This is a genomic window from uncultured Sphingomonas sp. (genome assembly GCF_964244235.1).
In the GTDB taxonomy this organism is placed as follows: Bacteria; Pseudomonadota; Alphaproteobacteria; order Sphingomonadales; family Sphingomonadaceae; genus Sphingomonas.
Genome location: NZ_CAXTII010000089.1, coordinates 1 through 10,811, shown reverse-complemented (window position 1 = coordinate 10,811; position 10,811 = coordinate 1). Strand labels below are relative to the sequence as shown.

Here is a 10,811-nt window from a genome sequence, read left to right as displayed (position 1 = left end):
CCGGCATCTCGCATTTCGGGCCGGCGATGGCGACGCTGGTCAATCTTCACGCGCTGCAGCCTGCCAGCGACCGCTGGCGGCAGGATGCGGCCAGATTGCGCGCCGCCACCGTCGCGGCGCAAGCTGCGAACAGCGAAGCGCTATGGCGGGACCGCATCGCGGTGGAAGCATTTCGCGGACGCGAGGGCGCCATCGCGGCGATGAACGACTATGCCTGCGCGCTGACATTGCGCTACCTCGACGCGGTGGAGGCGGATGTCGCGAAGCTCACGCCCGCCTTCCTGCGGGCCACCTATCTGGAGGCGACCGACCCGGAACTGGGCGCGACCATCCCGCTCAACGCGGTGATGATCGCCACATTCTTCCTCGCCGGCCTCGACACCTCGTTCCGCATTCGGCGGTGGTTCGGCGAACATGCGGTCGACTGGTCGCGGGCGATGGTGCTGATCTGCGGGCGGCAGGGCCGGCCGACATCCGGGGTTACCTGGACCAGCAATTCGGTCTGCCAGATGATCCTGGCGGCCTCCGACCGGCGTCTCGCGCTCGACCGCCTGTATATCGCGCCGCATGCCCCGCCGTTCAAGCTGACTGGGCCGGATGATCTGACCACGGCGCGCGCCGCCGAGCCGGGCTTGCGCCGGCTATGGGCCTATACCAGGGCGATCGGTGATCTGGGCGCGACGATGTTCGACGGCTATCCACGCTACGCTGCGGATTCCTACGTCGCGCCGGTGCTGACGGAGGAAACGACGGCGCTCTCCGAGATGCCGCAGATCGGCGGCCCCGACGACATGCGCGCGATGGTCACCCGGATGCGGCTGGTGCTGGAGGATCCCCGGCAGCTGCTGTCCGGTTGCGTCGTCGATTACGCGGCGGAACAATTGCGCCAGACCGGCAACGACGTGGCGCAAGTGGTGGTGCCCGGGCTGGACGGCTATGATTATGCAGGCGCACTGCGCTGATATGACGGGTTGAAAGGCAAAGCCGCGCCGCACTGACCCGCCCCGTTTGCGGGAGGGACGCCGCACTGACTCCCCTCCCGCTTGCGGGAGGGGCTGGGGGGTGGGCCCTTGCTTCCTGACCTGGCATCCAAAGAAAGTGCCCACCCCTGACCCCTCCCGCAAGCGAAAGGGGAAAGAAAGAGCGTTGGGATTGGCAAAGATAACTGGCATACTGATATCGTCATCCAATCAATCGACCAGTCCGTTCGAATTGGCCACCGGGACACCGATCCTTAAAAGGGTGGCGGCACGTACGCTGGCGCAAAACCAGCGACAACAATATGGGAGAGGGATATGAATTCCAGGCTTTGGCTGTTGAACCAGGTCAGCATGTGCGGCGTGGCGCTGGCCCTGACAGCGGTACCCGCCGCGGCGCAAAATGCCGGGGCGTCGCCGCAGAATCCCGAGTTGCCGGCGCAATCCGAAGCCGCGCAAACTCCCTCGGCGCCACAGGCGGCCGATCGCCTGAGCGGCACCGCGCTGGATGAAATCGTGGTGACCGCGCGCAAGCAAAGCGAGACGACGCAATCGATCCCGGAGACGGTTCGCGCGATCGGCGCGACGGAACTGGCAAACGCGCACGTGACGCGGATCGACGATCTCGGCTCGCTGGTGTCGAACCTGAACATTACCACGCGGGCGGATCAGTCGCCTGACGTGGTGATCCGCGGGGTCGGTGCCTTCGGCATTACCAACGGCGTAGGTTTTTACCTCGATGACGTCCAGTTGTTCGACGGAGAGACGATCCGTCCCACCGACCTTGATCGGGTCGAGGTCCTGAAAGGGCCGCAAGGCACGCTTTACGGGGGCAACAACATCGGCGGCGCCATCAAATATGTGTCGAAGCTGCCGACCGACACCCTGCACGCCGACGGCATGTTCGAATATGGCCAATATAATACGGTAACCGCTTCCGCCGCCGTTTCGGGCCCGCTGATCGGCGATGTCGTCACCGCGCGGCTCAGCGCCTTCGGCACCCGGACCAGCGGCTATGCCTATGATCCCGTGCTCGACAAGAAGCTGGACCGGGGTAAGGAATATGGCGGCCGGGCAACCTTTCAGGTCAAGGGCGACGGCACGACCGCCGTGCTCTACCTGAACGCGGATGTCCTCGATACCGGTGCCTCCAGCCTCTATTATCGCCCCGGGCCGCCCAACGATCCGGCCGCAGCCAGCAACTACTCGCTAGAGATTTCCGACGGCACCGAGCCGCATTTCAAGCGGACGCTGTATTCCGCGACTTTGAGCCTCGATCATAAGCTGGCGGACAATCTCGATCTCATCTCGATCTCGTCGTATTTTCATTCCACCGCGCATACGATTTCTGATGTCGACAAAGGCCCGCTGCCGTTCCTGACCGGCTACCAGACCTTCAAACATTCCGTCTGGAGCCAGGAACTGCGTTTGTCGCGTGGCGGCGGCGGCGCGTTCAAGTGGATCATCGGGGCGTTTGCGCAAGGCAATGATCCCGACACGCTCCAGCGGAACGTCCAGTTCATCGGCGACCCGCCATCCCCTGCCAATCTGGCGGACCCGACGCAGTTTGCGCAGCAGCAAACGCTGGTCAAGGAGCGCCACCGCGAATATGCCGTGTTCGGCAATGCCCAGCTGAAGCTCGGCCAATTCGATCTCGAATTCGGCTTGCGCGGCGATTACAGCAAAGTTGCCGCGACCGACCCGCTCTACGGCCTGGCGCTGTCAGAGCATAGTACCCAGGTCGTCCCCAAGCTGTCCGCATCCTATCATTTCAACCGGAACGTGATGGCTTACGGCCTGGTCTCGCGCGGATTCCAGGCGGGTGGCGTGACCGAGGAGTTCGACGCCAACGGCGCGCCGTTCTTCAGCAAATTCCAGCCCGAGACGACCTGGAACTACGAGTTGGGCGTGAAGAGCAACCTGGGCCACGGCGCGCATCTGAATGTTGCGGCGTTTTACCTCGATTATCGCAACAGGCTGTTCCCGAGCTTTGCGTTCCAGGGTGCCCAGTTCGTGCAGACCACGACCAATATCGGCCCATCCAAGAACTATGGCGTGGAAACCGATCTGTCGTTCCGGCTCATCGACCGGCTCATCCTGACCGCCAGCGCCGGTTTCACCCGGGCCGACTGGGGCAATATTCCGTTCGTCGATCCGGATGGCTATGGTGCCAATGGTGTCCAGGTTATTGGTGCCGATGGCAACCCGGTTCCGCAGCAGGTGAACCTCAAAGGCCGCACGGCGCCCTTCACCCCGGCCTATCAAGGATCACTCTCGCTGGACTGGTCGCACAATCTGTCTTCCGACCTGGTGCTGGGCCTGCGCGCCGACGCAACCGCTTTCGGCCGGACTTATTGGGACGTTACCGATCATTATCAGCAGCATCCGTATCGTCTCGTCAACCTGGGTGCGCGCCTGGAACGCAAGGCATTTACGTTGTCGGCGCATGTCTCCAACGTGTTCGATCGCCGGTATAACACGACTTTCATCAGTGCCGCCGAGGTCGGCGCACCGAACAATGTGGCAGGCGTCGGGCGCCCGCGGCTGTGGACCGCGGCGCTCTCCTTCCGATACTGATGCAGCACGACACGCGACGACCGGAGACAAATCGATGAAGCTGGGTTATATCGGGATGGTGGCCCTGGCGGTTGCCGGTTGCGCTTTCGGCCAGGCAAAAGACCACCCGCCGACATCCTACGCTTTCAACGGAAGCCTGGTCGCGCCGGATGCCAGGTGGGATCTGCTCGCGGTCGATCCTGACCACCATCGGCTATACATGGCGCGGGTAGGTGGCGTGACGACGGTCGACCTGATGACGGGCAAGGTAACGGCCACCCTGATCGCAATGCCGCTGTCGCATGGGGTAGTGCCTGTCGGAACGACCGATCTGGCGGTGGCGAACGATGCGAAGTCGAACGAACTCGTGTGGTTCGACGGTGCGACGGGCAAAATAAGCGCGCGCACCAGGGTCGGCGAGGAGCCGGACGGCGTCGTCTACGATCCAGCCACGAAAACCGTCATATCTATCAATGCGCGCGATCTTACGATCGTCGATGCCGGCACCCGGCAGGTGCTCGGGTCGGTACCGCTGCGGGGCGAACCGGAATTCGGGGTGGTCGATGACGCCGGCCGGCTGTACGACAACATCCGCGATCGCCACGAGATCGCCGTGATCGATCTGCGCACGCGCAAAGTGGTCGGATACCGGCCATTGAGCAAATGCGAGGAACCGACCGGGCTTGCTTATGACCACCGGTCCGGGTTGCTGATCGCCGTGTGCGGGAGCGGGATGGTCAAATTCGTCGAAGCGCGCAGCGGGCGGGAAATAGCCAGCATCCCGGTCGGCGAAGGTGCCGATGCGGTCATTCTCGACGCCGCCCGCCGCAGGGTGTTCATCCCGAGCGGACACAGCGGAACGTTGAGCATTTTCTCGCTCGACCAGCCGCGCACGCCGATGCTGATACAAACGATCAAGACCAGGATCGGCACCCGAACCGGCGCGGTTGATCCGGCTACCGGCAAAGTGTATCTGCCCTCGGCCGACTTCCAGGTGCAAAAAGGCAGGGAATTTCCCGATGTCCTGCCCGGAACGGTGCGCCTGATGGTCCTGGCTCCTTCCCCTCGGCGCCCGTGATCAGGGGCGGGGGCAAATGATGGCGCGATGATGCCGATCGGTATGACAGGCCGGATCAGCTGGAATGTTCGTTTTCGCGAGATTCAAGAACAAAAACCGGTACCCATTTTTGTCATCACGCTCTAGCGACCTGCTGCCGCTGCCCGATAATCTGCGTTCACTCTCATGAAGTAGCACCACCATGGCTGACATTACCCTCGACCAGGCCAACCGGATCGTTTCCGCTGCCTTCGCCAAGGGCGCCGAGCTCAGGCTCAAGCCGTTGAGTGCGGCGGTACTCGACGCGGGCGGGCACCACATCGCGTTTCAGCGACAGGATGGCAGCTCGACGCTGCGCCCCCAGATTGCCGCCGCAAAAGCAGGAGGTGCGCTCGCGCTCGGCATCTCCAGTCGAAAAATCGGTGAGATGGCGGTCGAGCGACCGACCTTCGTCGCTTCGCTCGCGCCGATTGCCCCGCACGGGGTGGTGCCGGCGGCTGGTGGACTGCTGATTGTCGATGACCGGGGGCGCATCATCGGCGCCGTCGGCGTGACCGGCGACACTTCGGATAATGACGAGCTCTGCGCGGCCTCGGGCATCGTGGCAGCGGGCTTGCAAATTCAGCAGTGACCGGACACAGACTATCCTGGGGATCACATTGAAGCGACCGGTCTTGGATACAATTGGCAGCAGGCGTTATTCCGTTCACTTTTTGCTTGGCCTGTCGATGTCGGGCTGTGCCGCCTATCATGCGGCCCCGCTGCCGGTGGCGGCGGCGGCGCTGACGCCACCCGACATGGCGATCGTCTCTGCCGATGCGGCGCGGATCGATCGGCCGTTCCTGGTGCCGCAGGCGATCGATTTGTCCCGGCCGCTGACGCCGAACGCGCTGGCGGTGCTGGCGGTGCTGGAAAACCCCGATCTGAAGGCGCAGCGTGCGAAGCTGGGCGTCACCGATGCGCAGGCGTTTGCGGCGCGGCTGCTGCCCGATCCCACGGTGCAGGGTAATTTCGACAAATTGCTGTCCGGGCCCGACACCTTCAATGCCTTTGCGGGGCAGCTCGCGCTCGATATCGCCCAGCTGCGTAGCGCGCGGGTCACGCGCGCGGCCGGCGAGGCGAACAAACGTCAGGTGCGGCTCGATCTCGCCTGGGCCGAATGGCAGACGGCGGGGCAGGCGCGGCTGCAGGGCGTGCGGATTCTCGCGCTCGAACGCCAGCTCGCCATCGCCAAAGCCGGCGCGGCATCGGCGGAGACGTTGCTAGCAGCCTCGTCGCGTGCGGCCGGGCGCGGCGATCTCGCGGCGGGAGATGTCGATACGCGGCGGCAATCGGCCCTGGATTCAGCGGACAAGGCGCGCACCGCCGAGGCCGATCTCGCGAGCGCGCGCAACGAGCTTACCCGGCTGATCGGCCTGCCGCCGGGTACGATTCTCGACCTCGCTGCGCCCCCCGAGCCGGTCGTGCCGCCGACCGCCGAAGCGTTGCTGTCGCTGGCGCTCGACCGCCGGCTCGACCTGCTGGCGTTGCGCGCAGGCTATCACGCGGCGGAGGCGGGCGTCCACAAGGCGATCCTCGATCAATTCCCGACGCTGTCGCTGACGGTGGCGGGTGGGCGTGACACCAGCAACAATTATACGCTCGGTCCGGCGGTCGGCTTCACCTTGCCGCTGTGGAACCGCAATCGCGGCGGCATCGCCACAGCGACGGCGACGCGCGCCCAGCTGCAGGCGGAATATGCCGCGCGCCTGTTCCAGACACGCGCCGAGATTGGCACCGCGGTGGCCGGGATCGCCACGGTGCGGCGCCAGCGGGCGGCGCTGATCGCCAAGCTGCCGGCGATCCGCCGGTTCGCGGATGCCTCTGCCCGCGCAGCGGCACGCGGCGATCTTGCCCCCGCCGTCGCTGCCACCGCCCAACAGGCGTTGCGCGATCGCACCTTGACGCTGGCGCAGCTGGACCAGCAGATCGCCGAGCAGACCATCGCCCTCGAATTGCTGTCGGGCGGTCCCAGCGAAGGATGGACCCGATGAAGAATTTCCTGCCCCTCGCCACGCTGGCTCTGCTCGGCGGATGCGGCAGCGGCACTGCGGACGATGCCGAGAAAAAGCCCGATCCGATCGCGCTGGTGCGCACCGCGCCCGCGACGCTCGGCGCGGCGGCGGATCAGGTGACCGTCTATGGCGCGGCGGAGGCGGCGCCGGGTGCCGAGCGTTCGGTCATTGCCCCGGCCGAAGCGATCGTCGCGCGGATCGTCGCACCGACGGGTACCGCGGTAAAGGCAGGCCAGGCGATCGTGGAGCTCAGGCCAAGCCGCACCACGGCGACTGATTTTGCCAAGGCTTCGAGCGAGGCGGCCGCCACGGCTGCCGCTTTTGCGCGCGCGCAGCGGCTGCGCGCCGATGGCCTCGTCTCCGATGCCGATGTCGAGACTGCCCGCGCGGCAGCTCAGACCGCGCAGGCGGCACGCGCCCATCTCGGCATGGCGGGTGGCGCCCTGACGCTGCGCGCACCGGTCGCGGGTACGGTGCAGGGGCTGTCCGCCAGGACGGGCGATCAGATCGCGGCGGGCGCGGCGATCGCGACGATCGCGATCCGCGGTGATTTGCGCGCGCGCTTCGGCATAGATCCCGCACTCGTCCAGCGCATCCATACCGGCCAGGCGCTCGCGTTCAACAGCGTTGCCGGCGATGCGCATGCCACCAGTAGCGTGACCGGCGTCGATAGCTCGATCGATGCGACCACGCACCTGGCCTCGATCTATGCGCGCGTACCCGCCGCGACCGGGGTCGGCCCGGGCGAGCCGCTGCGCGCGGCGGTGTCGGTCGGCGGCGGCGGGGCCGGCGGGATCACCATCCCATATGCCGCCCTGCTCGACGATGGCGGGCGCAGCTACGTGTTCGTCGTCAAGGGCGGCGCCGCCCATTCCGTCGATGTCTCGCCCGGCAATTCGATAGGCGATCGCATCGCCATTCGCAAAGGGCTGCAACCTGGCGATCAGGTGGTGACGCAGGGCGGCACCGGCCTGGAAGACGGCATGAAAGTGCGCACCGGCGCGATGCCGGCCGCGAAGACCGACGATAAATGAGTACGCTGCTGCAACGCCACAGCCGATCGATCTGGCTGTGCGTCTTCCTCGTCACGCTGGCAGGGCTGCTCGCGGCGACCCGGCTGCCGGTGACCTTGTTCCCGCATATCGATTATCCGCGCGTCGTCGTCTCGATCGACGCGGGCGAGCGCGATGCCGGGCAGATGGCAGCGGACATCACCCGCCCCGCCGAGATCGCGCTGCGCGCGATTCCCGGCGTGACGCAAATCCGGTCGACCACCAGCCGCGGATCGGCCGAGGTGGCGTTGAGCTTCGACTGGGGCGAAGACATGGTCGCCGCCACGCTTGCGACGCAGGGCGCGCTTGCCACCATCCTGCCCGATCTGCCCACCGGCACGCGATTTTCGGTGCGCCGATCCGATCCGACGATCTTCCCCGTGCTCGGCTTGTCGCTGACATCGGATAGCTTGAACGGTGTCCAGCTCCAGCAGCTCGCCCAGCTGCGCCTGCGCCCGCTGCTCTCGACCGTCACCGGCGTCGCCGGCGTAGACGTGCTCGGCGGCGCATCGCCCGAGATCGAGGTCGAGGTCGATCCCGCCAAGCTGCAGGCGCTGGGCCTGAGCGTATCCGACGTCTCGGCCGCGCTGGCCGCATCGAACAGCGTGGCGGCAGTGGGCCGGATCGAGGATCGCCACCGGCTCTATCTCGCGCTGGTCGAGGACCGGCTGGCGAGCGAGGCGGATGTCGCCGCGATCCCGGTAAAGGCGGGCAATGCCGCGGGCGCGGGAGTCGCGACGCTCGGCCAGGTCGCGACGATCCGCCGCGCGCCCGCCCCCGCCTGGACGCGGGTCACCTCGAACGGCACCGATGCGGTGCTGGTCAACATCCGGCAGACGCCGACCGCCGATGCCGTCGCGCTGGTGAAACAGGTGGAGGAACGCCTTACGGGCGCGGGGCTGCCGGCGAGCGTCAGGATCAGCACCTTCTACGATCAATCGGAGCTGGTTACCGGCGCCGCCAATGCGGTGCGCGACGCGATTCTGCTCGGCGCGGTGCTGGCCGGCGTCGTGCTGTTCGTATTCCTGCGCAGCTGGCGGCTGATGGTGATGACGGCGATGGTCCTGCCCGCCGTGCTCGCCGCCACTTGTCTGGCGCTGCTGGCGCTGCACATGAGCTTCAACATGATGACGCTTGGGGGCATGGCCGCAGCGGTCGGCCTGGTTGTCGACGACGCAGTGGTGATGCTCGAACATCTGATGCGCCGGCTGCAGGAGGCGGAGGGCGATGATGGCGGCACGAAGGTGCGGCCGTCGATGCTCGCCGCCGCGCGCGAGATGGCGCGACCGCTGGTCGGATCGACGCTGGCGACGATCGTCGTGTTCCTGCCGCTCGCTTTTATCTCCGGCGTCACCGGCGGCTTCTTCAAGGCGCTCGCGGTGACGATGGTCGCCGCACTTGGCGTGTCGCTGCTGTACGCGCGCTATGTGCTGCCGCTGGTCGCCGATCGCTGGCTGACGCAGAAGGACGCCGCCGCCGCCGATCGCGCCGGCCGCGTCACCGATGTCCTGGGTCGCGGTTATGGCCGCGCCGCCGCCCGCGCCTTTGCCCGGCCGGCGATCGTCGCGGCGGGGCTGGCCGGTCTGCTGATCGTTGCCGGCGGCGTCGCGTGGACGCACCTCCAGTCGGGCTTTATGCCGGCGATGGACGAGGGCGGCTTTATCCTCGATTACAAAGCCAAATCCGGCGCGGCGTTAAGCGACACCGATCGCCTGCTGCGGCAGGTCGAACAGATCGTCCAGGCGACCCCCGAAGTGGCGAGCTATTCCCGGCGCACCGGCGTGCAACTCGGCGGCGGCCTTACCGAAGCCGACGAGGGTGACTTCTTCATCCGCCTCAAGGGTGGCAGCCGCCGCGACATCGACGCGGTGATGGCGGACATCCGCGGCAAGGTGGCCACCCAGGTGCCCGGGCTCGAGATCGAGACGGCGCAGCTGATGGAGGATCTGATTGGCGATCTCACCGCCGTGCCGCAGCCGGTCGAGGTCAAGCTGTTCGGCGACGACCCCGAGCAGCTGTCCGGCGCCGCCGAAAAGGTGGCGACCGCGATCGCCAGGATCGATGGCATCGTCGAGGTGGTGAACGGACTGCGCGTCGCGGGCGATGCGATTACGATCACCGTCGATCGCGCCGCCGCGGCGATGGCGGGGGTCGATCCCGATGTGGTCGCCAAGCAGGTCGAGGCGCAGATCGGCGGGACGCCGGCGACGCAGATCCTGTCCGGCGAGCAGGTGATCGACGTGCGCGTGCGCCTGCCGCAAGAACTGCGCCGCCGGGCGGGCGATCTCGGCGGATTGCTGATCCGCGCCGCCGATGGTCGCACCGTGCCGCTGCGCGCGATCGCCAGGGTCGGCATCGCGGCGGGCCAGCGCCAGATCACCCGCGAGGATCTCGCGCCGTTCATCGCCGTCACTGCGCGACTGGAGGGCAAGGATCTCGGCACCGGCATGAAGGACGTGCAGGCCGCGGTCGCCGGGCTGCACCTGCCGTCCTCGATCCGCGTCGATTACGGCGGGCTGTACGTACAGCAGAAGCAATCCTTCTCCGATCTGACGACGGTGTTCGTCGCCGCGCTGCTGCTCTCCGCCTTGCTGCTGACCCTGCTGTTCGAACGCTGGATCTTCACCATCGCGGTGATCCTGACGGTGCTGCTGTCGACCAGCGCGGTGTTCCTGGGGCTGTGGATCACGGGCACCGAGCTCGATATCTCGGCGCTGATGGGGCTGACGATGGTGATCGGCATGATCACCGAACTGGCCATTTTCTTCCTGGCCGAGCTCGATCCCGCACGCCCGATCGACGGCGCGGGACTGCTGGACGCGGGCCAGGCGCGGCTGCGACCGATCGTGATGTCCGCGCTGATCGCGATCCTCACGCTGATGCCGCTGGCGCTGGGCATCAGCCGGGGCGCGGGCCTGCAAAAGCCGCTCGCCACCGCGATCATCTTCGGCCTCGCGATCGGCGCGCCGCTGGTGCTGACGCTGCTGCCAATGCTGCTGCTCGCGTTTTCCGGTGGACGCAGAGGTGCGCGCGAACAGGGGCCAATTTGAAATTCGACTAGACTAGAGCAATTTGTGATCACATTGTAGCATACCCAGCATGGCGAAAGTAGTTC

At 66.4% G+C, this 10,811-nt stretch carries 7 protein-coding genes; all 7 read left to right on the top strand.

Features of this window, described 5'->3' with window-relative positions; genetic code table 11:
- On the top strand, nt 1-962 hold a 962-nt coding region (locus ACFE7D_RS12555; protein ID WP_375395758.1), incomplete at its 5' end, for a DUF5624 domain-containing protein.
- Nucleotides 963-1,295: 333 nt separating this feature from the next.
- Nucleotides 1,296-3,554, top strand: coding sequence for a TonB-dependent receptor (locus ACFE7D_RS12550; RefSeq protein ID WP_375395757.1), 2,259 nt, complete (start codon nt 1,296-1,298; stop codon nt 3,552-3,554).
- Between the two features lie 34 nt (nt 3,555-3,588).
- The gene (locus ACFE7D_RS12545) at nt 3,589-4,611 is read left to right on the top strand and encodes a YncE family protein (protein ID WP_375395756.1); all 1,023 of its coding nucleotides are present in this window, start codon (nt 3,589-3,591) and stop codon (nt 4,609-4,611) included.
- A gap of 181 nt (nt 4,612-4,792) precedes the next feature.
- On the top strand, nt 4,793-5,221 hold the full coding sequence (locus ACFE7D_RS12540; protein ID WP_375395755.1) for a heme-binding protein: 429 nt from the start codon (nt 4,793-4,795) through the stop codon (nt 5,219-5,221).
- A 97-nt stretch (nt 5,222-5,318) separates the two neighbouring features.
- Complete coding sequence (locus ACFE7D_RS12535) at nt 5,319-6,623, top strand: TolC family protein (RefSeq protein ID WP_375395754.1); 1,305 nt, start codon at nt 5,319-5,321, stop codon at nt 6,621-6,623.
- Nucleotides 6,620-7,678, top strand: coding sequence for an efflux RND transporter periplasmic adaptor subunit (locus tag ACFE7D_RS12530; protein WP_375395753.1), 1,059 nt, complete (start codon nt 6,620-6,622; stop codon nt 7,676-7,678). The genes ACFE7D_RS12535 and ACFE7D_RS12530 overlap by 4 nt, the downstream gene beginning before the upstream one ends.
- A complete protein-coding gene (locus ACFE7D_RS12525; RefSeq protein WP_375395752.1) occupies nt 7,675-10,746 on the top strand; it encodes an efflux RND transporter permease subunit in 3,072 nt (1,023 codons plus the stop codon). Before ACFE7D_RS12530 ends, ACFE7D_RS12525 begins: the two co-directional genes overlap by 4 nt.
- Nucleotides 10,747-10,811 lie beyond the last annotated feature (65 nt).